The organism is Domibacillus robiginosus (assembly GCF_000966195.1).
GTDB classification, from domain to species: domain Bacteria; phylum Bacillota; class Bacilli; order Bacillales; family Domibacillaceae; genus Domibacillus; species Domibacillus robiginosus.
The window spans coordinates 1-1,220 of the sequence record NZ_LAHL01000087.1 but is presented as its reverse complement, the minus strand read 5'-3'; the positions used below and the strand labels follow the sequence as shown (position 1 = coordinate 1,220).

At 43.3% G+C, this 1,220-nt stretch carries 1 protein-coding gene; it reads right to left on the bottom strand.

The features are described 5' to 3' along the window. Positions 1-22: 22 nt before the first annotated feature. Positions 23-1,143, bottom strand: a protein-coding gene (locus VP97_RS22715) for an IS3 family transposase (RefSeq protein WP_156153605.1) whose coding sequence is annotated in 2 segments (ribosomal slippage) — positions 23-894 and positions 894-1,143 — 1,122 coding nt in all. Because the reading frame shifts where the segments join, the coding sequence is not laid out codon by codon here. Between the last annotated feature and the right edge of the window lie 77 nt (positions 1,144-1,220).

Sequence of the window (1,220 nt, the reverse complement as noted above, 5' to 3'; positions counted from 1 at the left end):
AAGCTGGATTGTCAACACTAAATCAGACAACTTCTTTAAGGGATGATCGTTTATATTCAATTGGGCTTACGTAGCCTAGTGTTCCATGAATTCGCAGCTTATTAAACCAGTGAACATAATCACTGAATTCAAGCGTAAGATGCTCCAGGCTATCAAATTTCATTTGGCTGATAAACTCTGTTTTGATGATTTTAAACGTGGCTTCCGCCACGGCATTATCATATGGACAGCCTTTCATGCTTAAGGAACGGCTAATCTGAAAGGCTGCCAACGTTTCGTCAATGAGCTGGTTTTTAAACTCGCTGCCACGGTCGGTATGGAACAGCTGGATATCCCGCAGATCACCTTGAATAGAAGAAAAAGCCCGTGCGACAAGGCTCGCATCTTTGTTGAGTCCTGTGCTGAAGCCAATGATTTCGCGATTAAAGAGATCGACAAAGATACATACGTAATGCCATTTGTTTTTGACTTTGACGTATGTTAAATCACTGACGACTACTTTTTTCGCTTCTGTCTGCTGAAACTCGCGTTTCAATTCGTTTGCCTGAGCTGACTCATTACAGGGAGTTTTCTGCGGCTTGAACTGTGCCACTGTATAGGAAGAAACAAGCCCTTGTTCTTTCATGATACGGCCAATACGTCTCCTAGAAACCTTAAATCCACGCTTGTGCAGTTCGACTTTGATCTTGCGCGTGCCGTAGGCACTTCGGTTTTGTTCGAAAATCTCTATGACAGCGCCTGTTACATCGTCTTCTGATCGACGTTCTTTGGCCTCATAGTAGTACGTACTACGTGAGATTTGCAGGACGTTGCACATTGCTGATACCGAGTATTTGTCTTTATTTCGCTTAATGACATTTACTTTCGTCCCATGATCAGCGCGGCTTGCTTTAAAATATCGTTCTCCATTCTAAGCTGCTTTAGTTCTTTGCGAAGTTCCAAAAGCTCCTGCTGTTCAGGAGAACGATTGTCTTTCTCTTTAAAAGAACCGGAGGTTTCATCCTGGTTGATCCACCGGTCAAGAGATGACGGAGTCAGATCATATTCATCAATAATGGCTCGTTTCGTTTTTCCATTCTGGTACAGCTGCACCATTTGCTTTTTAAACTCGGGCGTGAATGTGCGGCGTTCTCGCTTTGTCATAGTTAGAGCTCCTCATCTGTTTTAGGTCAAGTGTACGTGACCTTAATTTTTCTGTCCAGATAAGTGTAGACGCTCCA